Origin of the sequence: Bradyrhizobium zhengyangense (genome assembly GCF_022012555.1) — a bacterium.
GTDB classification, from domain to species: Bacteria; Pseudomonadota; Alphaproteobacteria; order Rhizobiales; family Xanthobacteraceae; genus Bradyrhizobium; species Bradyrhizobium zhengyangense.
In genome coordinates, this window is record NZ_JAKLTZ010000005.1 from 192,262 (window position 1) to 214,455 (window position 22,194).

Here is a 22,194-nt window from a genome sequence, read left to right on the forward strand (position 1 = left end):
ACATGTCCGAAAGTCTTCAACTGACGCGCGCTCAACGCGACGACCTGCGCACCATCGCCGCGATGATCGTGCCCGCCAGCGACGAGTACAAGGTGCCCGGCGCCGACGATGCCGCGATCCAGGCCGATATGCTGGCGACGCTCGGCCGCGACAGCAAGATGGTGACGGCGGCGCTGGACCATCTGGCGCGCCTGGCCGGCGGGCCGCTTGCCGAGCTCGATGCCTCGAAGCGCAATGCCGCGGCGCAGGAATTTCGCAAGAAAGGCGGCGCGGCCGCGGCAACGCTCGTGCGCGTGGTGCTGCAATGCTACTACCGCGACGACCGCGTGCTGCGCTCGCTCGGGCTGGAGTTGCGTGCGCCGTTTCCCAAGGGCTACGTGCTCCCGGATGGCGACTGGTCGCTGCTCGATCCGGTCAAAGCCAGGGGCGGCACGCTGCGGCGCGCGCCCTAGCCATCTGGGCAGTCCGGCCTTGCACCCCCGGGCTTGCACCTTGCGCCCGATGGAACAGGCCACCATCTGTGTGAGCCTCAAGGACTCTTGCCATGCTGGATTTCACTTCAGATATCGTCGATGACGCACCGTCATCGCGAACGACAGCATCTGCTCCGGTCGATGACCGGGCCCTGCTGGACGCCTATTCCAACGCTGTGATCGATGTGACCGACCGCGTCGGTCCCGCCGTCGTGCGCGTCGAGACCGGACCAAAGACGCCGAACGGCCGCGAGCGCGGCGGGCTCGGCTCCGGCATTGTGATCTCGCCTGACGGCCTCGTCCTCACCAACAGCCACGTGGTCGGCTCGGCCAAGGAGATCCGGCTGCGGGACGTCGAAGGTCATGTTGGCGATGCGCGCGTGCTGGGCGTCGATCCCGATACGGATCTCGCGCTCCTGCGCGCCAACGGCGTGCGCGACTTGCCCTATGCCGCGCTTGGCAATTCCAAAACGCTCCGGCGCGGCCAGCTCGTGATCGCGATCGGCAACCCGCTCGGTTTCGAATCGACCGTCACCGCCGGCGTGGTTTCTGCGCTCGGGCGCTCGATCCGCTCGGTCAGCGGCCGGACCATTGAGGACGTGATCCAGACCGATGCCGCGCTCAATCCCGGCAATTCGGGCGGGCCGCTGGTGTCGTCAAATGCCGAGGTGATCGGCATCAACACGGCGATCATCAACGGTGCGCAGGGCATCTGCTTTGCGGTTGCGAGCAACACGGCGCAATTCGTACTGTCGGAGATCATCCGCCACGGCTATGTCCGCCGCGCCTTTATCGGTGTTGCCGGGCAGACCGCGCCGGTCCCGCGGCGGCATGCGGTGCTGGCCGGCGTCGAGAACAAGATGGGCGCGCTCTTGATGCAGATCGAGCAGGACGGCCCGGCGGCGAAGGCGGGCCTGTTGCCCGGCGACGTCGTCATCAAGCTGGACGGTGTCGAGATCAACGGCGTGGATGATCTGATCCGCGTGCTCGACCGCGACCGGATCGGCCGGCGGCTCGCCATGGACGTGTTGCGGCTCGGCCGGCTGCGGGCGATCGATATCGATCCCATCGAGCGGAAACCGGCCCGCTAGCTGCGGGACGGCAGGCGGGGTATGACGGTGTCATGCCTCCCCTCCGGACCCCTGCCGCATGATGCCGGCGCATGAGACCTACGACGTCATTGTCATCGGCGCTGGCGCCGGCGGTATGACAGCTGCGGCCGTCGCTGCCGCCGAAGGTCTGCGCGTGCTGGTGATCGAGAAGACCGCTTTCGTTGGCGGCACGACCGCGTGGTCCGGAGGCATGGTCTGGATCCCCGCCAATGCCAAGATGAAAGAGGCGGGGCTCTCCGACAGCATCACGGATGCGGTCCGGTATCTGTCGAGCACCGTGCCCGAACCTGCCAACGCGGGCCTGCGCGCGGCATTTCTTGCGCGTGGGCCGGAAGCGATCGCCTATCTCGAAAGCAACACGGAAGTTCGCCTTCAGTCAGTGAAGGCCTATCCGGACTATTATCCGGAGCGGCTGGGCGCGACATCAGGCGGGCGCGTGCTGGAGCCGGTCGCGTTCGACGGCACGCGGCTGGGCCCAGCTTTCGCGCGGCTGCGCGCGCCGCTGCCGGAATTCACGCTGTTCGGCGGGATGATGGTCAACCGGCTCGACATCCCGCATCTGCGCCGTGTCGGAAAATCGCTGCGCTCGACTTTGCGCGCGGCACGGTTGATCTCCGGATATGCGCTGCAACGACTGCGCAGCCTGCGCGGAACGACGCTGCATCTCGGCAATGCGCTCGCTGCTCGGCTCTATGCCTCGCTGCTGGCGCGGCAGGTCGAGATTCTCTTCAGTGCCGATGTCGAGGATTTGTTGATGCAAGGCGATCGCGTCGGTGGCGTTGTGATTCGCCATGGCTCGCGCGACCGCTTGATCGCCGCGAGGCGCGGCGTCGTGCTCGCAACCGGCGGCTTTTCGCATGATGCGGTCTTGCGCAAACGCTTTTTCCCGCCCTCGGCTGGATTTGTCTCGGCCGCCAACATAGCGGGCACGGGCGATGGGCTTCGGCTTGCGGCGACGGCCAATGCGGCGCTGAATACGGACGCGACGAGCCCGGCCTATTGGGTACCGGCCTCGCTGTTCCGCCGCACCGACGGCAGCCGCGGCGTGTTCCCGCACACTGTGACTGACCGCGCGAAGCCCGGCGTCATCGCCGTGAACGGCGCGGGCCGGCGCTTCGTCAACGAGGCGCTCTCTTACCATGAGTTCGTGCTCGCGATGCTGCGCGATGCCAATGGCGAACCGGACCGGCCGTTCTATCTGGTCTGCGACCGGCCGTTCCTGTGGAGCTACGGTCTCGGTCGCATCAAGCCGTTCACGCGCAGTGTGCGCTGCTATGTGGCGAGCGGTGAATTGATCGAGGCTCCCGACATCTCAGAGCTTGCGGCCAAGATCGGCATCAAGCCGGCCCTGCTTACCGCGACGATCGCGGCTTACAACGATGGTGCAAAGGAAGGCCGCGATCCCGAATTCGGTCGTGGCAGCACCATCTACCAGCGCCACCTCGGCGACGCCGCTCATAAGCCCAACCCCTGCGTTGCGCCAATCCACTGTGCGCCCTTCTTCGCCATGCGCATCTATCCGGCCGATCTCGGCACCGCGATCGGCATGAACGTCGATGCGCAGGCGCGCGTGCTGCGCGAGGACGGCATGCCGGTTGCGGGGCTTTATGCCTGTGGCAACGACATGGGCTCGATCATGAACGGGAATTATCCCGGTCCGGGCATCACGCTCGGGCCGGCGCTGACGTTCGGGTATATCGCGGGGCGGCATCTGGCGGAGGGGGCGGCGGGGTCGGTGGCGCCGCGCGTCGCCACGACGTCAGCCTAGCTATCTCCCACCGCAGTCATGCGCCGCGAACGCGGGGCAACCGGTCCGCCGCGGCCCCTCAGTTCAATTACAGCTGTCTCGGCGTACTGGATCGCCCGGTCAAGCCGGGCGATGACAGCTGTGTGCTTGGCGACAATGCGGCCTCTACTCCGCCGCCGCGGCAAATCGGCTGTTCTCCAGCTCCGCCTCTAGCCGCGCCTTCTCCGCTGCCGCCAGCTTGATGTTGGCCTCCTTGACGTGGCCGAAGCCGCGGATGGTTTCCGGTACACGCGCTAGTCTTGTCAGAAGCGGGATCTGCTCCGCTTTCAGTCCGGGCATCCGCTGATCGATCATGCCGAGATAATCTGCGACCAGCTTCCGCTCGGTCCGGCGCTCTTCAGTGCGGCCGAACAGATCAAAAGCGCCGCCGCGCAGGAATTTCAGCTTCGCCAGCACGCGAAAGGCGTGGATCATCCAGCCGCCGAATTCCTGCTTCTGAAGCCGTCCCGTCGACTTGTCGCGCTTGGCGAAGATCGGCGGTGCGAGGTGGTACTTCAGTGTGAAGTTGCCGTCGAACTTTTCCGACACCTTCCTGGCAAAGCTGCCATCGGTATAGAGCCGCGCGACCTCGTACTCGTCCTTGTAGGACATCAGCTTGAACAGGTTCTTTGCCACGGCCTCGGTCAGCTCCGTGGAGGCGGGCGAGGCGGCAGCTTCCGCCTTGCGCACTTTGGCCACAGCTGCGAGGTAGCGGTCCGCGTACGCCTTGTCCTGATAGCTGGTCAGGAATTCGGCACGGGTTGCGATGATATCGTCAAGCGATTTGGTCGGCGCGGACGCCCGATTCTTGAATTGAAGCACGCTGCGCACGCGCGACATGTCGTGAGCGGCGAGGCGGCCCCAGGTGAAGGCGAGCTTGTTCATCTCGATCGCGGCGCCGTTGATCTCGATGGCGCGCAGCAGGGCCTCCAGCGACAGGGGGATCGACCCCCTCTGGAAGGCGAAGCCCAGCATGAAGGGATTGGTTGCGATGCTGTCGCCCATCAGCGCGCCGGCAATGCCTGTCGCGTCGATGATGTCGAGATTCTTGTCGCCGACCGCATCGCGCAGCACGGTCTGCATCGTGCCCATCTCGAAATCGATATCGGGGTTCTGCACGAAGCTCGCGGTCGGCTGCAGGTCGGCGTTGATATAGGCCTTGGTCACGCCACGCTCGGCGCGGCTCAGCGCCGCCGGGCCGGCCGAGACGATCATGTCGCAACCGAGGATGACGTCGGCGCCGCCGGTGGTAATGCGGACCGCCGAGATGTCTTCCGGCTTCGGTGCGATGCGGACATGGCTCATCACCGCGCCGTTCTTCTGCGAAAGGCCGGTGATATCGAGCGCCGAGCAGCCGCGGCCGTCGACATGGGCGGCCATGCCGAGCAGCGCGCCGATGGTGATGACGCCGGTGCCGCCAATGCCGGTGACGAGGATGTTGTAGGGTCCATCAAGCTCACGCGCGGACGGCAGCGGCAGGTCGGCGAACAATTGGCCGGAGTCCACCGCCGAGGTCTTCATCCGCTTCAGCGAACCACCATGCACGGTGACAAAGCTCGGGCAGAAGCCCTCGACGCAGGAAAAGTCCTTGTTGCAGTTGGACTGGTCGATCTGGCGCTTGCGGCCGAACTCGGTCTCCAGCGGCTGCACCGAGACGCAGTTGGACGCCTGCGAGCAATCGCCGCAGCCTTCGCAGACCAGCTCGTTGATGAAGGCGCGCTTGGCGGGATCGGGATAGAGCCCGCGCTTGCGACGGCGGCGCTTCTCCGCGGCGCAGGTTTGGTCGTAGATGACGACCGTGAGCCCCTTGATATCGCGCAGCTCGCGCTGCACGGCATCGAGCTCGCGGCGGTGATGAATCGTCGCGCCCTGCGGGAAGTAATTGCCCTCAGGGTATTTGCTCGGATCGTCCGAGACGATCGCAAGCCGCTTGACGCCCTCGGCCCAGACCTGGTGCGCGATCTGCGCGACATTGAAGGCACCTTCGGCCGGCTGGCCGCCAGTCATCGCGACGGCGTCGTTGTAGAGGATCTTGTAGGTGATGTTGATGCCGGCCGCCGATGCTGCGCGGAGCGCCAGCAAGCCGGAGTGCGTATAGGTGCCGTCGCCAAGATTCTGGAAGATGTGCTTTTCGGTGGTGAAGGGCGACTGGCCGATCCAGTTCACGCCCTCGGCGCCCATATGAGAGATCAGGTCGGTACGGCGAGTGGGCATGCTCAGGGCCATGCCGTGGCAGCCGATACCAGCCATGGCACGGCTGCCTTCGGGCACGCGCGTCGAGGTATTGTGCGGGCAGCCCGAGCAGAAGAACGGCGTGCGCGCGAGTTTGATCTGCGTTGTGGTCGTCACAGGATTGTCGAAGGCCTCGAGCCGGGCAAGGCGCTGCTCCAGCACCGGGCTGTGATGGCCGAGCTTGCGCAAGCGTGCCACCAGCGCGCCCGCGACGATGGTCGGCGTCAACTCGCCCTCGCTCGGCAGCAACGGTGCACCGCTCTCGTCGCGCTTGCCGGTGACGGTCGGGCGCCTCGACCCATCAATGTTGTAGAGGATGCGCATCAACTGGTCTTCGATGAAGCCGCGCTTCTCTTCGACCACCAGCACGTCCTGCAGGCCCTCGGCAAAGCGCCTCGCGCCGCTTTCCTCCAGCGGCCAGGTCAGCGCGACCTTATAGATGCGCAAGCCCAGATCCTGCGCGTCCTTGTCGGTGATGCCGAGGTCGGCCAGCGCTTGGCGCAGATCGAGATAGGCCTTGCCGGTCGCGATGATACCGAGCCTTGCGGGCTTGGAATCGAGCACAATGTGATCGAGCCGGTTGGCGCGGGCGAAGGCCTGCACCGCGGCCATCTTCGGCCCGAACAGGCGCCGCTCGGCCTCCAGCGGAGGATCGGGCCAGCGGATGTTGAGGCCGCCGGGCGGCATCTCGAAATCATCGGGAAGTACGATCCTGATGCGTGCGGGATCGCTATCGATCGAGGCGGAGCTCTCGACCGTCTCGCTGATCGCCTTGAAGCCGACCCAGCATCCGGAGAAACGCGACAGCGCAAAACCGTAGAGGCCGAGATCGAGATAGTCCTGGAGCGTGGCGGGATTGATCACGGGAATCATTGCCGCCGCGAACACCTGCTCGCTCTGATGCGCCAGCGTCGAAGACTGGCAACCATGGTCGTCGCCGGCGAGCGCGAGCACGCCGCCATTGAGCGAGGTGCCAGCGGCATTGGCATGCTTGAGCGCATCGACCGAGCGGTCGACGCCCGGACCCTTGCCGTACCAGATGCCGAACACGCCATCGACCTTGGCGCCGGGAAACAGGCCGACCTGCTGGCTGCCCCAGACCGCGGTCGCCGCCAGATCCTCGTTCAGGCCGGGGACGAAGGCGATGTCGTGCTGCTGAAGGTGCGACTTCGCGCGCCACAGCGCGTGGTCGTACATGCCGAGCGGGGAACCGCGATAGCCCGAGATGAAGCCGCCGGTTTTGAGTCCCTGGAGCCGGTCACGTTCGCGCTGCAACATGGGCAAGCGGACCAGGGCCTGAGTGCCGGACAGGAAGATCCGCTTCGATTCGAGCCGGTATTTATCGTCCAGCTCGACCTGCAACAGCGCCATTTTAGGAGTCCTCGTCGTCGCATGAGGTGGGAATTTTGCGCCGCGGAAAGATCGGCGACTTGCGAAGCGGATGCGGCAGTCAAAAGCATGGAGCACCGAAGTCAATATCGCTGGCCGCATCCGTGGCGGGCCTGCTAGTCATGGCTGCCTGTGGAGGAGCCCATGACGGCGAACGCGTTCAATACCGAGATCACCGAAACCGCCGAGGCCCTGATCGGGCCATGGCGTCAGCCCCGCCAGATGCTGCACGCGCAGGTTTACGATGCGCATGCCTCCATCCACGACGATGCCACCGCGCAGAAGCTCGGCTTCAAGGGCGGCACCATCGAAGGCCCGACGCATTTCAGCCAATTCGCGCCGCTCGGCGCGCGGTTATGGGGGCGGGCGTGGTTCGAGAGCGGCTGTCTGTCCGCCCATTATCGCAATGCCTGCTTCGAAGGTGAGGACGTGCAGGCGATTCTGTCGAAGCCGTTGCCCGGAACGAGCCAGTGCCAGATCCAGATGGTGAAGCGCGATGGCACCGAGGTCTTGCGCGGCACGGCCTCGGTCGGCGATGCGCAAGCCGCGACGGCGCTCGAGACGCGCCTGACCGAGCTCAAGCCGCTCACCGATCCTGTCATCCTGCGCGACGTGAAGGTGGCGCAGACGAGCAGGCGGCAGCCGGTGCGGATGGCGTTCGACCAGAACATGGGCGACCTCTATCCGTTCTCCCTCAGGCAGAAGCTCGGCGTCATCACCGAAAACTCGCCTTACTATTCCAGCGCCGACAATCCGTGGCGGAAGGCGATCATCCCGATGGAGATGCTGAGCGTGCTGTTCCAGTACCGCTCCAAGGACGATCCGCTGCCGGCGAAGGGACCGGCCGTCGGCCTGTTCGCCGACCAGGAGATCCGGCTGATGAAGGGGCCGCTCTTTGTTGACGAAGAGTATGAGGTCGAGCGTGAGGTGGTCGCACTGTCCGGCAGCCGACGCACCGAGAGCGCCTGGGTCAAGACGCGAGTGTTCGAAAAGGCCGGCGCGGTGGTTGCGACCATGCTGCTCAACATGGCGACGCTGAAGGACTCTTATGCGCCCTATGAGGAGGAGTATCGGCGGCTGTATGGAGCGGGGCGGTAGTCTCTCTGTCCGTCATTCCGGGGCGCGACAAAGTTGCGAGCCCGAAATCCATACTCCCGATCGTGGTTATGGATTCCGGGCTCGACGCTTCGCGTCGCCCCGGAATGACGGGCGGAGAGTGCGCGACCAACGCTCATCCTCTAGGCAAATGCACCTCGCAAAGCCGTCGCACAGGGAATAAGCAGTCCTCGATCTCGGGCGTAACCTTCTGAGTACGCATCGATTTTCGTTGCGCCTCGTACGTCACTGCAATTGTACACAATGGCACGGCGCTTGCAGAACTCCCCGCAAAGAGAGTTCTCGCGGGGGCCTGCGTCATGTTGAACTCAACCAAGCCGACATTGGGCGTCATCAGCGCCGAGCCCGAGCCGATCAAGCTCGACTGGTCGTCGACCGCGCTTGTGATCATCGACATGCAGCGCGACTTCATGGAGCCCGGCGGTTTCGGCGAGACGCTTGGCAACGACGTCAGCCAACTCGCGCATGCGGTGAAGCCGATCGGCGCGGTGCTGAAGGCCGCACGCGACACCGGCATGCTGGTGATCCATACCCGCGAAGGGCATCTGCCTGATCTGTCCGATGCGCCGCCGGCGAAAGTCGAGCGCGGCGCGCCGTCCTTGCGTATCGGTGATCCCGGCCCGATGGGCCGCATCCTCATTCGCGGTGAGGCTGGTCACGACATCATTCCCGAGCTTTATCCGCTCGACAGCGAGGTCGTGATCGACAAGCCCGGCAAGGGCGCGTTCTACGCCACCGAGCTCACCGATGTGCTGGAGAAATACGGCATCGAGAATTTACTCGTATGCGGCGTCACCACTGAGGTGTGTGTCAACACCACCGTGCGCGAGGCCAACGACCGCGGCTATCGCTGCGTCGTCATCTCGGACGGCTGCGCATCCTACTTCCCCGAGTTTCACGAGATGGGCCTGAAGATGATCAAGGCCCAGGGCGGCATCTTCGGCTGGGTCGCAACCTCAGCCGCGGTCTTGGAGGCAATGAAGGTTTAGACCACACAGGGGTATTCTCATGAGCACATTGACGGGGACGGCCGGCAAGTCTGCAAGCAATACGTCCGAGTTCAAACCGGCGCTATGGACATCGGGCGACTGGAACGCGTTTTTCGGCTTCGGCACCAACATCCTCGTCAACATGCTGGTGCTCACGGGCCTGCTTCGCTTCGTGTTGAAGATGCCTGACAGTCTCGTGTTCGGCCGCATCCTGCCCGCGCTCGGGCTGATGATGTGCCTGTCGACCTTCTACTACGCCTTTCTCGCCTATCGTCTCGCGCAAAAGACCGGGCGCAGCGATGTCTGCGCGCTGCCGTCTGGCGTCAGCGTGCCGCACATGTTCATCGTCACTTTCGTGATCATGCTGCCGATCACGCTGAAGACGGGCGATCCGCTCAAGGGCTGGTCCGCGGGCCTCGTCTGGGTGTTCTTCCAGAGCTTCATCCTGATGATCGGCGGCTTCATCGCGCCGTTCATCCGCAAGATCACACCGCGCGCGGCGCTGCTTGGCACGCTCGCGGGTGTCTCCATCACCTTCATCTCGATGCGGCCTGCGCTCGAGATGTACATGACGCCTCAGATCGGCCTCGTCTGCTTTGCCATCATCCTGGTGAGCTGGTTCGGCGGCGTGAAGTATCCGAAGGGGATTCCCGCGGGTCTCGTCGCCATCGCGGCGGGCATGATCATCGCCTGGGGCTCGAATCTGTTCGGGCTTGGCCTCGGCGGATTGAGCCTCAAAGGCGTCAGCGCCGCCTTCTCCAATTTCGGCTTCTCGGTGCCGCTTCCCGCCGTGGGCTACGTCTTCTCAGGCTTCGAATATCTCGGCGTCATCCTGGTCACCGCCGTTCCGTTCGGCATCTATGACCTCGTAGAGGCCATGGACAATGTCGAGAGCGCGGAGGCTGCCGGCGACGAATATCCGACCACGCGCGTGCTGACCGCCGACGGCGTCGTCAGCCTGATCGGCTGCCTGATGGGCAATCCTTTCATCAACGCCGTCTACATCGGCCATCCCGGCTGGAAGGCGATGGGCGGTCGCATCGGCTACTCGGCGGCGACCGGCATCATGGTGGTTGTGCTGGCCTGGTTCGGCATCATCTCGGTGCTGCTGGCGTTGGTGCCCGTGGTCGCGATCTCGCCGATCTTGCTCTATATCGGCATGCTGATCGGCGCGCAGGCGTTCCAGACCACGCCGGTCAAGCATGCGCCCGCGATCGTGCTGGCGCTGACCCCGCATCTCGCCGCTTGGGCCAAACTCCAGATCGACACGATGCTGGCCTCGACCATGACGGCGGCAGCGACCGTCGGCGGCATGGCGGCCGACAAAGCTGACGCAGTGAAGACCGCGGCGGTCGCCGCTCTGCCGCAGCAGGGTGTGTTTTATCACGGGCTGGAGGTGATGGGCGGTGGCTCCATCCTTGGCGGCCTCATCCTCGGCGCGATCGGCGTCTTCATCATCGAGCGTGATTTCGAAAAGGCGTCGGCCTTCGCACTTGTCGGTGCAGTGCTGACCTATTTCGGCTTCATGCATGGCGAAGCCGTTGGCATCGGCGGCGGCTTCGGTGTCACGCCTGCCGTGGCCCTCTCCTACGCCGTGATGGCTGCCGGCCTGTTCGCGGCCAGCAAGCTCGGCGCCAGCGAGCACTACGCCGCGCATCCGGAGATGCATGCGGCACCGGCGGAGTAGGCTGGGCGAATAAAGTCTGCGGCCGGACGACGTCGCGTCGCCAGGCCGCATCTTTGTCTTAATCCAGCCAGTTGCTCGACTGCCGCCACCCATCATGGTGGCAGGTCTAGCCCCGCACTGCGCCGCGCGATCAAACGCCTATCTGGTTCCTGGTCGCGCGAAGAATATCGTCCGACAGCTTGGGATCATTCACGGCCCGGGCCAGCACGAGTGCCCCGACCAGGGAGGCGGCCGTCGCGAGGGCCTTCTCCTCGCGCTGCCGCGGCTTCAGCGTCGAGGTCATTCGACCGCTCAGCAGCCCGATCATGCCACGTACTCCGGCTGTGAAACGGTCTCTCACGCCACCGCTTTGTCGAGCCATCTCACAAGACAGGGCCGCGAAGGGGCAACCGCTTCCCGGTTCGTCGCGATGCCCAGCTGAGAGGTATTCGGAAACGTAGTCGCCGAGCGCAAATTCGTCGGGCACTTCTCGCCCTTTGGCGACGATGGCGTGGGCCACCGCTTCTTCGACGAGTCGTTCCTTGGAGCCGAATTGACTGTACATGCTGCCGTGGGTCATCCCCGCAGCATCGGCCAGCGCGTCCACACCCATGCCGGAGATGCCGCGCTCCCGCATGAGGCGGGAGGCGGCCTCGAGAATACGCTCGCGATTTTTCGCCGCCTGTTCCTTTGAAACGCGCATGTCGCAGATCCTTGGTCCCGGGTCTTGACAATTATAATGGCGATCGTCATGTATATCAATAATTACGATCGTAATCAAAGTGGTTCGAAGCTGGCACCCTCACAGGAGAAGCTCGTGAATACGACCAACACTGGAATAGCGCTTGTTACCGGCGCCTCATCAGGCATCGGCGAAGCCACGGCGGAGCGGCTCGCGAAAGCCGGCTACAAGGTCTACGGCACCAGCAGACGAGGCGCGCAGGCCGGCAGGCGATCGTTCGAGATGCTGGTCCTCGACGTGACCAGCGATGAATCCGCCAAAGCCGCCGTCAGTAATGTCATACGGTGCGATGGCCGCATCGATCTGCTCGTGAACAACGCCGGCTTCGGTGTTGCCCCTGCCGGCGCGGAAGAGAGCTCGATCGATCAGGCCCGATCGATTTTCGAGACGAACTTCTTTGGACTGATCCGGATGACACAGGCCGTCCTGCCCCACATGCGGCGGCAGGGGAATGGTCGCATCATCAATATCGGCTCCGTTCTCGGCTTTCTGCCGATGCCCTACGGCGCGCTCTATGCCGCCACCAAACACGCCGTGGAAGGCTATTCGGAATCGCTCGACCATGAGCTGCGCACGAGAGGCATCCGGGTCTCGGTCATCGAGCCCGCGTACACCAAGACGCCGTTCGACGCGAACTTCATGGAGCCGGATGCCAAGCTCGACGAGTATCGCGAGGCGCGTGCGCACGTCACCAAACGGGTGAACGAGGTTATGACGACGGCTGAGGACCCAAGCGTGGTGGCCGACACCGTTCTGAAAGCGGCCAGCGCGGCGCATCCGAAAGTCCGGTACGCGGCCGGCAAGCTCGCCAACCGCCTGCGGTTGCTTCGCAGATTTGCGCCGGCTGGACTGGTCGACGCCGGGATTCGAAAGGACCTGCGGCTCGATGCGGCAACTGCATTGCAGCCTGCCCGCACCGCCCGAGCCTTCTGACGGCATGCGGCCGGCGCAAGCACCCGAAAACCGGACATCAGCAACCATGAGAGCACTCGTCTTCAAGCGTTATGGTAGACCGGACCAGGTTACGTTCGTTGATACGCCTCGGCCGTCGCCGAAGCCGAACGAGATTCTCGTCCAGGTCCATGCGGCTGGTTTGAACCCTATCGACAACATGATTCCGAAAGGAACCTTCAAGCCGATCCTTCGCTTTCAGCTTCCGGCCACGCTGGGCAGCGATTTGGCCGGTGTCGTGGTGGAGGTCGGAAGTCGCGTCACCCGCTTCAAGCCGGGTGATGCCGTCTTCGCCAGCATCTTCGACCTGAGCGGCTCGGGTGCTCTCGCTGAGTTTGCGACGGTGCCCGAGGACGCGGCCGCGCTCAAACCGGCAAATCTGGACTTCGTGCAGGCGGCCTCGATACCGATGGTTGGACTGACGTCGTGGCAGGCGCTCAAGGTCCGCGCACGGCTCCAACCCGGCCAAAAGGTATTCATTCCGGCAGGCGCGGGCGGCATTGGTACGTTTGCGATCCAGCTGGCGAAATATCTCGGCGCGAAGGTCGGGACGACGACGAGTACCGGAAATGTGGATCTGGTCCGGAGCCTCGGAGCCCACGAGGTGGTCGACTACAAGAAGCAGCAATTCGAGGATGTGCTGCGCGGCTACGATGCTGTGCTGGGCACAGTCAGGGGCGACGCACTCGAGAAGTCGCTTCGGATATTGAAACCCGGGAGCGCAATCGTCTCACTCATTGGGCCACCCGACGCTGCGTTCGCTCGCGCCCGCGGCATGAATTTCTTCATGGTGCTGCTGTTCGGGTTGCTGAGCCGCAAGATCCTGCGGCGTGCCAAGGCAAGCCGCGCTGCGTATTCCTTCCTGTTCGTACACCCGGACGGCAGTCTACTCGCAGAGCTCGGTAAGCTTATCGAGGCCGGGCACATCCGGCCGGTGATCGACAAGGTCTTTCCGTTCGCGCAGGCAAAGGAGGCGCTGGCGTATCTCGAGACGGGCCGAGCCAAGGGAAAGGTCGTCGTCCGGATCAGCTAAAGGCGTCGACAGGGATGAGCAGCGATCATCCGCCCTTCACGGCCCCCGCCGTCAGCCCTGCCACGATCTGCCGCTGCGCGAATACCGTAAGCAGCAGCACCGGCAGCGTCACGACCAACGCAGCTGCGGCGAGCGGGCCCCAACTCAACTGGTCGAACGAGATCATGTTGTAGACGGCGACGGGCAGGGTGCGGGTCTCGCGCCCCGCCAGCACGATGCCGAACACAAAATTATTCCAGGAGAAGATCACCGCGAGAATGAAGGCGACCGCGATGCCGGGCTTGGCGATCGGCAGCGCGACGTGGCGGAATACCTGCCAGCGGCCTGCACCGTCGATGAGGGCGGCTTCTTCCAGCTCCAGCGGCGTGGTCTCGAAATAGCCGATCATGATCCAGATCACGATCGGCACCGTCACCACGAGATGGATGATGATCTGCGGCACCAGCGTGCCGAGCAGGCCGAGCCACTGGAACAGCAGGAACAACGGGATCAGATAGGACAGGCCGGGCGTGATGCGGGCGATCAGGATCACGATCGCCGATTTGTGCGCGGCCATCCGCGCGATGCCGTAGCCGGCGGGGACGCCGACCATCAGCGCCAGTACCGTCGCACTGCCTGTCACGATCAGGCTGTTGAAGAAATAGGTGACGAAGCGGTTGGAGGCGAGCACGTCGGCGTAGTTCTTCCAGGCGAAATGCTCTGGGATGAACACCGGCGGGTAGGCGGCGTTGTCGACCTCGAATTTGAGCGAGAGCGACAGCATCCAGAGGAAGAACAGGATCGCCGGCGACACGATGACGAGCACCGCGAACCACAGGCCGATCTTGCCGATGATTTGCTTCGGGGTCATGCGTCGCTCGCGATTTCGGTCCACAGCATGCGCTGGCGGGCGTAGAGCATCACCGCCGCAAGCAGGACAATCAGCAGGAAGAACACGACTGCGATCGCCGAGCCGTAGCCGAGGTCGTAATAAACGAAGGCGACGCTGTAGAGGTAGAGGTTGATGGTCTCCGACGCTGATCCCGGTCCGCCCTGCGTGATCGCGAAGATGACGTCAAAGCTCTTCACCGCGTCGATCATGCGGATCATGCCGGCGATGAACAGGAACGGCATGATCAGCGGCAGGGTGATGAACCGGAACACCTGCCACAGGCTGGCGCCGTCGATCTGCGCGCTCTCGTAGGGTTCGGTCGGGATCGCAGCGAGCCCGCCGAGCACGATCAACATCACCAGCGGTGTCCATTGCCAGGTCTCGACCAGCACCAGCGAGGGAATCACCGTTGCCGGATGAAACACCCAGAGCTGCGCAGGGATGCCGACCAGTGACAGCAAATAGTTGAGCACGCCGAGTTGCGGGTGGAACATCATGGTCCAGACCAGCGCGATTGCCACCGGCGTTGCCATCATCGGCATGATGAAGATGCCGCGCAGGAAGCCGCGGCCGGCGAATTTCTGGTGAAAAACCACGGCCGCAAATGTGCCGAACACGAGCGGCAGCACCACGGACAGCACGGTGTAGACCAGCGTGTGTCCGATCGCCTCGATGAAGCGCGGATCGCCGGTCAGGCGCAAATAGTTGGAGAATCCGACGAAGGTGGTCGGCGAGCCGACCTTCCACTCGTTCAGGCTCATCCAGATGGTGAACACCCACGGGAAGATGATGATCGCGAGCACGACGACCAGCGCCGGCACCACGAACGGCCAATAGGACGGCGGCCGCAGCTCCTTCTCCGGCGCGGCATCAGACTGTGCCGCGCGCGGAGTCGATTGTGTCAACGCACTCACGCCTTTTCGCTACGCTCCAGGATCGGCCGGAACTGATCGTGGGCTTTCTTCAGCTCTGCCGCGGGATCGGAGCCGGCCAGGGTCGAGGTGATAGCGGCGCCGACGAGATCGCGGAATTCGGCGACCGGGATGATCACCGGCAGGCCGAGCTTGCTGATCTTGGCGGAATCAATCACCGACTGCAGCCACTCCTTGGGCATCTTCACGCCCTTCTGGACCTCAGCATCGTTCAGGATCGAGTTGCGGAACGGCACGCCGCCACCGGCCTGCAAGAGCCGCGCACCCTGCTGCTTCGAGACGATCCACTGGCAGAGCAGATAGGCGGCTTCCTTGTTCTTGCTCGCGGCGGCGACACCGATACCGTCGCCATAGGTCGCCGAATATTGCCCCTTCGGACCGGCCGGCACGACGGTGTAGCCGACCTTGCCGACGACGCGCGAGGCAGCCGGATCCTCCAGCGGCGGCGCCCAGCCGACGCCGTCGATCCACATCGCCGATTTGCCTTGCGTGAACGAGGCCATCGACTCCATCCAGTTGAAGCCGGCGACGCCGGGCGGAGCCACTTTCGTCAGCAGAGTCTGGTAGAGCTTGGTCGCTGCGACGGCTTCGGGACCGTCAGTCAGAATGTTGCCCTTGGCGTCGAGGAATTCGCCGCCATAATCGAGGAAGAAGTTCGTCCACAACGTCATATTGGCGTTGCGCAGGCCCCGCCCGACGAAGCCATAGGTGCCGTCCTTCGCATCAGTGAGCTTTTCGGCGGCGGCAACCATCTCGTCCAGCGTTTTGGGCACTGCGACGCCCTTCTTCTGGAACAGCTCCTTGTTGTAGTAGAGGATGAAATAGTCGACCGACCACGGCAGGGACAGCATCTGACCCTTGTCGTTCTTGCAGTACTGCAGACCTGCGGCCGAGAAATCGCTCTCGACGAGGTCGGGCGCGGTCAGCGTCGGGTCCTTCATGTAGGGCGTGAGGTCGGCGAGCCAGCCGGCTTTCTCGAACTGCCGCTTCTGCACATGATAGCTGAGATGGACAACGTCGAAACTCGGCCGGCCCGAGGTGAGCTCGATGACGCATTTCTGCCGCTGCTGCTGCTCGGGGATTTGCTCGGATTCGACCTGGATGCCGGTGAGGTCGGTGAATTCCTTGACGTATTTTTGCAGGTTGTCGCCGCGCGGCCCCTTGGCGAGGATCACCTCCAGCTTGGTACCTGCATATTTCTTCCAATTCACCTCGGCGCGCGCCGGAAGCCCGGTGAGGCTGAGTGCGCCCGCCGCAGCGGTGCCCGTCAGCAGCGTACGGCGCGAGATTTTATGGTCAGCCACTTTAGTCCCTCCCTCTGATTCAATTCTTTGGGGGGATACTAGCGACCGTTCCACGCCTGCCTAGCCCTAATTTATGCGTTACGGTCGCACCGCCGGCGTTTCCATCGGCATTCCGCGGGCCCGCGACATCAGGTAGAGTTCGAGCGCGACCAATTCGGGCGCGCCATACTCATAGGCTTGGGCGCGGACGCCGGTCATGCAGCTGCGCAAGCGCCGCTCCAGGGATCCCAGCGTCTGCCATTCCAGTCGATAGAGCGGATAGCCGGTCGGCTGCCCTTGCGTGATCGGCGAGCCTGCAAGGTGCTTGTCAAAGTTGTCGTCATGGCAATTGGTGCAGGCCAGGTTGAGTTGTCCCTCGCGCTGCATGAAGAGGCTGCGCCCCTGTTCGACGAAAGCAATAAGTTGTGGATCATCGCCTGTGGTGATCGCAACGCCGCGCGACTGATGAGCAACGAAGGCGGACAGCGCCAGGATGTCGTGGCCCTCGTAAGGCAGTGAGCTCGCCTGCTGATGATTGGCACGGCAAAGGTTGATGCGCTGGTCGAGGGTGACGGGGCGCCCCAGCGTCCGGTCGAACGCCGGATAGCGCGCCGCGACGCCCTTCATACTGCTTCGCGCATCGCCGTGACAGTCGGCGCACGCCTTGTCGGCGCTGCCGACCTTCCTACCCCATAAGGCCTCGCCATCCAGCACGAACAGCATGCCCGGATTGGAGGTGTCGTCATCCTGCATGGCGCGCGTATCAGGACTCATGAAGGAATAGCCGGAGCGGCGCGCATCGGGCGGGATCTCACCGGCCAGAAGGGCAGAGGTCGTGGCGGCAAGCGCCGCCACCGCTATCGCGCGCCAGAAAATCATTCGACCGTGATCGATGCCGATGCCCTGGACGAGTAGCCGTTGTCGCCGATCCATTCGAACTCGAGCTTGCCGCTCTCCTTGGCGATCGTGAAGAAGGACAAGTAAGGGTTGGCGGCGATCGCCGGAAACAGATCCGCGCGAAAAATCTCGGTGCCGTTGTAGCGGCAGGTGAAGCTCGTGATGATGTCGCGCGGCACCAGCGCGCCATCCATGGTGCGGCGAAAACCGGTTTCCATGATGTGTGAGGTCAGCGTGCGGATCTCGATGATGTCGCCGCGTTTGGCTTTTGAGGGGACGTTGATGAGCGCGGCCATCAATTCACCTCCTCGGTGCAGGCGGCGAGCGTCACGACAATATCCGCGGCGACCTGCCAGAAACTATCGTCGGAGAGGCGGGCGATTGCGACCACTTTCTGGGTGTCGGCAAGCCGGATCCGCGTCGAGACCTGCGCGCGTCCGGAGGACGGGTTCAGGTAGAAATTTCCGATGTTGGGCTGAGGGTTCTTCTCGTTGAAGACGTGGATGCTCTTCACGTAGTCGTCCGCGGTCATCGCGCTCGCGACGCTGACCGTCATCGGCACCGTGTTGCCGTTCTCGACCAGCGGCGGAATGTCGAGCTTGACCTTGCCGGTGCGAATGGGGACCTCGCCGACGAGGTTCCGGATCGCAGTGTTGAGCATCGCGGGCGTCGCTTTGAGCGGCCGCAGCGTGACGACCGGGATCGTCCCGGCGACTGTGACGCCTCCGGCCAAGCTCAAGAATTGTCGTCGCGTCATCCGCATCAGCTTAGTCCCGAAGTGTTGCGAGAAAGGCCACGATGTCCTCGATCTCTGTGGCCGACAATATCGGTTTCTCCGCGAAATTGCGTCCGACCCGAACCAGCCCCTCGTTGCGATAATAGGACGGCATGATGGTGTCCGGATTGAAGCGTGAGGCGTCAACCAGCCGAAGCCGCAACTGGCTTGCCGTCCAGCGGTTCCCCGCGCCGGTGAGATCGGGCGCCAAGTCGCCCTGGAACCGCGCTTCCGGGAAGGGGCCGGAATGGCAGAGGATGCAGGTCGTCGTTCGCGCCAGCGCCAGCGTGCGCCCGCGCACGGCATCGCCGGGCGCGCCCGTGAGCGATGTCGCGATGCCGTCGCCGGTGATCTCGTAGCGGGCTAATCCGTCCGCACGTGCGTTGGCGACGTGCACCACACTAGCAAACAGCACTGCGATGGTGATCGTCGACCTAGCCAAAGGTGTCCGCCGTGATGGTTTGAAACCAGCGCTCCGCCTCGGCCGCTTCGCGGGTGCGCAGCTCACGCGGCGCATCGACCGGGCTCGTAGCGCCGCCCTCGACCTCGACAAAGATGTCGCCCCTGGGTTGGTAGTTGCCCGCGAGCGAGAAGCCATAACCGGGTGCGACAATGTTGTAGCAGACGCCGGTGAGCCGCGGTGTCTCCGGCGTGCGGCCGGCGAGCAGATTGACGATGGCGGCAGCGCAAGCCTTGCCTTGCGCATTTGCGGCCGATGCCGATTTGGGAATGCCGCCGCCAAGGCAAGCGTCGCCGATGACGTGAATATTCTTGACAAGCTTTGACTCGAAGGTGACGGGGTCGATCGGGCACCAACCGGTGGCATCAGTTGCACCCGCGATCTCGGCAATGCGCCCAGCGCGCTGCGGCGGGATGACATTGGCGACGTCAGGGCTGTAATTGCCGAATTCGGTGACGATGGTCTTGGTGGCGGGATCGATCGAGGTGACGCGACCGCCTTGTGACAGGCCGATTCGTTCAATCATGTCGCCGTACAGTTCTTTCCAAGCCTGCTCGAACAGCCGCTGCTGCGAGAAAGTGTCCTTGGCATCGAGGATCAGCACTTTCGAGCGCGGCTTTTTCGTCTTCAAATAATGCGCGATCAGGCTGGCGCGCTCGTAAGGCGCGGGCGGACAGCGCGAGGGATTGGCGGGGACGGCGATGGCGACAGTGCCACCATCGTCCATCGCTTCCAACTGCCTGCGCAGCAGCAACGTCTGCGCGCCGGCCTTCCACGCATGCGGCATTGTTTCCGACGCGGCCTCGTCGTAGCCGGGCAGCGCCTCGAAATGGAAGTCGATGCCGGGCGAGAGCACGAGGCGGTCATAGGGCAGCGCGACGCCGTCGGCGGTCATGACGCTGCGCTGCTCCGGCGCGATGGTGGTTACGGTCTGGCCGATCACGGTGACGCCTTCGGCGGCGACCTTTTCATGGCCAAACTGCTGCGCCTCGATATCGTGCAAGCCCGCGATCACCTCGTTGCTGAGAGGACAGGCGGTGAAGACCGCATTGGGATCGATCAGGATCACCTGCAGGTCTACCTGCGCCCGCTTGAGCGCGCGGGCGCAGGCGGCTCCCCCGAAGCCGCCGCCGACCACGACGATGCGACCTGTCGATTGCGCAAGCAGGACCGATGGCCGTGCCAATGTAGCCGCCGCGGCGGTGATGCCGAGCACGGCGCTCCGACGTGTCACCGGTCGCGTGGTCATTGAGGTCATCCAGGCAAGTACCGCGGCGGCCATGATGGCCGCCGCGGTGTTTCTCATGCGAAGGTGATGTTCTGATCGCGCAGCGGCACGGAACGGATTCGTTTGCCGGTGGCTGCGAAGTAGGCGTTGAGCACCGCTGGTCCAGCAACGCCGATCGTCGGCTCGCCGACACCGCCCCAGAAACCGCCACTCGGCATCACGATCGATTCCACCTTCGGCATCGCCGCGATCCGCATCGAATCGTAGGTATCGAAGTTTGTCTGTTCGACGGCGCCATCCTTGACCGTGATGCCGCCATAGAACAGTCCGCTCAGGCCGTAGACGAACGACCCGGCAATCTGCCGTTCGATCTGGGCCGGGTTGACGGCATAGCCGGGGTCGGTCGCCGCGACGATGCGATGCACCTTGATCTTGGTGCCGTCGATGACGGAGATCTCCGCGGCCGCCGCGACATAGCTGCCGTAGGAGGCGAAGTGCGCAAGTCCGCGATAAACGCCCTGCGGCGGCGCAGTGCTCCAGCCAATCTTCTCGGCCACGGCCTCCAGCACAGCGAGATGCTTCGGATGATCCTTCATCAGCTTGCGCCGGAACTCGAGGGGGTCTTGCCCTGCTGCGTGCGCCAGCTCATCCATGAAGCATTCGACATAGATGGCGTTCTGATTCACGTTCACTCCGCGCCAGAAGCCTGGGATGATGTGCGGGTTGCGCATCGAATGCTCGATCAGGAGATTGGGCACCGAGTATCCAAACGGTGCATCGCCCTTGGCGTTGAGGCCGGCGAATGTCGCTGGGTCCATGCCCTTGACGAGTGCGTCCGGCCTCAAGCTCGCGAGGATCGACTGGCCGGAGATCCGCATATGGAATGCCGTCAGATTGTTGTCGGCATCGAAGCCCGCGGTCAGTTTGCATTGCGTGACCGGATGGTACCGGCCGTGCGTCATGTCCTCTTCGCGCGTCCATATCAGCTTGATCGGCGTGCCCGGCATCTGCTTGGCGATCAGCACGGCCTGCCGGACATAGTCGGTCTGGCCGCGCCGGCCGAAGCCGCCGCCGAGCAGCAGCTTGTTGACGTCGCATTTCTCGGCCGGAAGTTCTGATGCTTCCAGTGCGGCGGCGAACGCCGCCTCGCCATTCTGCGTGCCACACCAGACCTCGCATTTGTCGGCCGTGTAGAGCGCGGTGGCGTTCATCGGCTCCATCGTAGCGTGGTTCTGGTAGGGATAGTTGTAGACGGCTTCGATCGTCTTGGCGGCACCGGCAAGGGCGGCCTTCGCATCGCCGTCGGAATTGCCGACATAGGCCGGACCGCCGTCGAGGCCTTCGGCCAGCCATTTTGCGATCGAGGCGCTGGAGACTTTGGCGTTCTCGCCTTCGTCCCAGACGATCGGCAGCGCATCGAGCGCGGTCTCGGCGTGCCAGAACGTGTCGGCCACGACCGCAACTGCGGTGTCGCCGACCTTCATCACCTTCTTCACGCCTTTCATGCCGGCGATCTTGGCTTCGTCATAGCTTTTCAGCTTGCCGCCGGTAACAGGGCAATCCTTGATCGCAGCGTTGAGCATGCCGGGCAGCTTGACGTCGATGCCATAGACGGTGGTGCCGGTGACCTTGTCCGGGGTGTCGAGCCGCTTCACGCCCTTGCCGATCACCCGCCAATCCTTGGGATCCTTCAGCTTGACGTCAGTCGGGGGCGTCAGCTTGGCCGCGGCTTCGGCGACCTTGCCGTAGGTCGTGGTCTTGCCCGATGGCGTGTGGGTGATGACGCTATTGACGGCCGTGCATTCAGAGGCCGGCACCTTCCAGTCATTGGCCGCGGCCTGGATCAGCATCATGCGTGCGGCGGCGCCGCCCTTGCGGACATAGTCGTGGGAGCCGCGGATGCCGCGGCTGCCGCCGGTCGAGTAATCTCCCCAGACTCGCTTGCGCGCGACGTTCTGGCCAGGCGAGGGGAATTCGGTGGTGACCTTGGTCCAGTCGCATTCGAGTTCCTCGGCGACGAGCTGGGCGAGGCCCGTCAGTGAGCCCTGGCCCATCTCCGAGCGGGCGACGCGGATCACCACTGTATCGTCAGGCCGGATCACGACCCAGGCATTGACCTCGGGCGAGCCGTCAGCCGCGCGAACCACGGTGGGACCCCCAAACGGCAGGTCGAAGCCGATGGCAAGACCAGCGCCGACAGCGGCGGTGCCGATTACGAAGGCGCGGCGGTTCAATTTGGGAGAAACATGCTTGTTCATG

At 63.9% G+C, this 22,194-nt stretch carries 19 protein-coding genes; 8 read left to right on the forward strand and 11 right to left on the reverse strand.

The features are described 5' to 3' along the window. Positions 1-2: 2 nt before the first annotated feature. The 3 genes from L6639_RS21070 to L6639_RS21080 all read left to right on the forward strand — a co-directional run bounded on the left by L6639_RS21070 (position 3) and on the right by L6639_RS21080 (position 3,353). Positions 3-452 (forward strand): hypothetical protein, encoded by a 450-nt coding sequence (locus L6639_RS21070; RefSeq protein ID WP_237863546.1) that lies wholly within the window; start codon positions 3-5, stop codon positions 450-452. A 92-nt stretch (positions 453-544) separates the two neighbouring features. Then, positions 545-1,564: a S1C family serine protease gene (locus L6639_RS21075; protein WP_237863547.1), complete on the forward strand. Its 1,020-nt coding sequence runs from the start codon at positions 545-547 to the stop codon at positions 1,562-1,564. Positions 1,565-1,622: 58 nt separating this feature from the next. Next, complete coding sequence (locus tag L6639_RS21080) at positions 1,623-3,353, forward strand: FAD-dependent oxidoreductase (protein WP_237863548.1); 1,731 nt, start codon at positions 1,623-1,625, stop codon at positions 3,351-3,353. 144 nt (positions 3,354-3,497) lie between these two features. Here the strand turns inward: L6639_RS21080 and L6639_RS21085 are convergent, their stop codons facing one another. Beyond that, the gene (locus L6639_RS21085) at positions 3,498-6,974 is read right to left on the reverse strand and encodes an indolepyruvate ferredoxin oxidoreductase family protein (protein ID WP_237863549.1); all 3,477 of its coding nucleotides are present in this window, start codon (positions 6,972-6,974) and stop codon (positions 3,498-3,500) included. 162 nt (positions 6,975-7,136) lie between these two features. Here L6639_RS21085 and L6639_RS21090 point away from each other — a divergent pair, with 162 nt between their 5' ends. The 3 genes from L6639_RS21090 (at position 7,137) to L6639_RS21100 (ending at position 10,784) form a co-directional block, all read left to right on the forward strand. Beyond that, the gene (locus L6639_RS21090) at positions 7,137-8,090 is read left to right on the forward strand and encodes a hypothetical protein (protein ID WP_237863550.1); all 954 of its coding nucleotides are present in this window, start codon (positions 7,137-7,139) and stop codon (positions 8,088-8,090) included. A 317-nt stretch (positions 8,091-8,407) separates the two neighbouring features. Continuing rightward, a complete protein-coding gene (locus L6639_RS21095) occupies positions 8,408-9,097 on the forward strand; it encodes a cysteine hydrolase family protein (RefSeq protein ID WP_237863551.1) in 690 nt (229 codons plus the stop codon). Positions 9,098-9,116: 19 nt separating this feature from the next. Further along, entirely contained in the window at positions 9,117-10,784 is a 1,668-nt protein-coding gene (locus L6639_RS21100) for a regulator (protein ID WP_237863552.1), read from the forward strand. A gap of 130 nt (positions 10,785-10,914) precedes the next feature. On the opposite strand, the gene L6639_RS21105 is transcribed toward L6639_RS21100, so the two are convergent. Then, a complete protein-coding gene (locus tag L6639_RS21105; RefSeq protein ID WP_237863553.1) occupies positions 10,915-11,466 on the reverse strand; it encodes a TetR/AcrR family transcriptional regulator in 552 nt (183 codons plus the stop codon). Positions 11,467-11,502: 36 nt separating this feature from the next. Between L6639_RS21105 and L6639_RS21110 the strand changes: the two genes are divergently transcribed. Further along, complete coding sequence (locus L6639_RS21110; protein ID WP_237863554.1) at positions 11,503-12,438, forward strand: oxidoreductase; 936 nt, start codon at positions 11,503-11,505, stop codon at positions 12,436-12,438. A 46-nt stretch (positions 12,439-12,484) separates the two neighbouring features. Beyond that, positions 12,485-13,489, forward strand: coding sequence for an NADP-dependent oxidoreductase (locus tag L6639_RS21115; protein ID WP_237863555.1), 1,005 nt, complete (start codon positions 12,485-12,487; stop codon positions 13,487-13,489). A gap of 25 nt (positions 13,490-13,514) precedes the next feature. Here the strand turns inward: L6639_RS21115 and L6639_RS21120 are convergent, their stop codons facing one another. From L6639_RS21120 to L6639_RS21160, 9 genes are all read right to left on the reverse strand, one after another. Beyond that, entirely contained in the window at positions 13,515-14,339 is an 825-nt protein-coding gene (locus L6639_RS21120; RefSeq protein ID WP_237863556.1) for a carbohydrate ABC transporter permease, read from the reverse strand. Next, positions 14,336-15,274, reverse strand: a complete 939-nt coding sequence (locus tag L6639_RS21125; protein ID WP_237863557.1) for a carbohydrate ABC transporter permease — start codon at positions 15,272-15,274, stop codon at positions 14,336-14,338. Before L6639_RS21125 ends, L6639_RS21120 begins: the two co-directional genes overlap by 4 nt. Continuing rightward, positions 15,271-16,596: an ABC transporter substrate-binding protein gene (locus L6639_RS21130; RefSeq protein WP_237863558.1), complete on the reverse strand. Its 1,326-nt coding sequence runs from the start codon at positions 16,594-16,596 to the stop codon at positions 15,271-15,273. The genes L6639_RS21125 and L6639_RS21130 overlap by 4 nt, the downstream gene beginning before the upstream one ends. A 78-nt stretch (positions 16,597-16,674) precedes the next feature. Continuing rightward, a complete protein-coding gene (soxA, locus tag L6639_RS21135) occupies positions 16,675-17,454 on the reverse strand; it encodes a sulfur oxidation c-type cytochrome SoxA (RefSeq protein WP_237863559.1) in 780 nt (259 codons plus the stop codon). Then, entirely contained in the window at positions 17,451-17,768 is a 318-nt protein-coding gene (soxZ, locus tag L6639_RS21140) for a thiosulfate oxidation carrier complex protein SoxZ (RefSeq protein WP_237863560.1), read from the reverse strand. Before soxZ ends, soxA begins: the two co-directional genes overlap by 4 nt. Next, on the reverse strand, positions 17,768-18,235 hold the full coding sequence (locus L6639_RS21145; RefSeq protein WP_237863561.1) for a SoxY-related AACIE arm protein: 468 nt from the start codon (positions 18,233-18,235) through the stop codon (positions 17,768-17,770). Before L6639_RS21145 ends, soxZ begins: the two co-directional genes overlap by 1 nt. A gap of 4 nt (positions 18,236-18,239) precedes the next feature. Then, positions 18,240-18,689: a sulfur oxidation c-type cytochrome SoxX gene (gene soxX / locus L6639_RS21150; RefSeq protein ID WP_237863562.1), complete on the reverse strand. Its 450-nt coding sequence runs from the start codon at positions 18,687-18,689 to the stop codon at positions 18,240-18,242. Further along, positions 18,682-19,965 carry an NAD(P)/FAD-dependent oxidoreductase gene (locus tag L6639_RS21155; RefSeq protein WP_237863882.1) on the reverse strand — a complete coding sequence of 428 codons (1,284 nt, stop codon included), beginning with the start codon at positions 19,963-19,965 and terminating at the stop codon, positions 18,682-18,684. Before L6639_RS21155 ends, soxX begins: the two co-directional genes overlap by 8 nt. Before the next feature lie 44 nt (positions 19,966-20,009). Beyond that, positions 20,010-22,193, reverse strand: a complete 2,184-nt coding sequence (locus tag L6639_RS21160) for a xanthine dehydrogenase family protein molybdopterin-binding subunit (RefSeq protein ID WP_237863563.1) — start codon at positions 22,191-22,193, stop codon at positions 20,010-20,012. Between the last annotated feature and the right edge of the window lies 1 nt (position 22,194).